Origin of the sequence: Acetomicrobium sp. S15 = DSM 107314 (assembly GCF_016125955.1) — a bacterium.
In the GTDB taxonomy this organism is placed as follows: Bacteria; Synergistota; Synergistia; order Synergistales; family Thermosynergistaceae; genus Thermosynergistes; species Thermosynergistes pyruvativorans.
Genome location: NZ_JADEVE010000154.1, coordinates 1 through 322 on the forward strand (window position 1 = coordinate 1; position 322 = coordinate 322).

The following is a 322-nucleotide window of genomic DNA, read 5'->3' on the forward strand; positions in this document are numbered from 1 at the left end:
ATCTCTTCCTGGAATCCCAACCTTTTCCATAAGCTCAGATGCTTTTGACAGTTTCATTTCAATGCCTCCTTTAAAGTTATAGTTAAATAATACCCTAGGAAAAATAAATCTTTGAGCTCATTGGCTCGCGCTATCTCTTCGATAGAAATGCTGTATTGAGAAGAAATTGTCGAAAGTGTCTCACCCTTCTGCACTGTGTGTTCAAACCACTGGGGGGATGCCAAAGGTGTAGTCGCATATTGCCTTGCATTGATAGGACGAGGCGATATCATTACAGATAGATTCGATACGTTCGCGTATATATTTTCTGATTTCAGGAGAG

General features: G+C 40.4%; 1 protein-coding gene. It reads right to left on the bottom strand.

Going from position 1 to position 322, the window contains the following annotated elements; genetic code table 11:
* Window positions 1-53 precede the first annotated feature (53 nt).
* On the bottom strand, window positions 54-322 hold a 269-nt coding region (locus tag EZM41_RS03525), incomplete at its 5' end, for a LysM peptidoglycan-binding domain-containing protein (protein ID WP_198469563.1).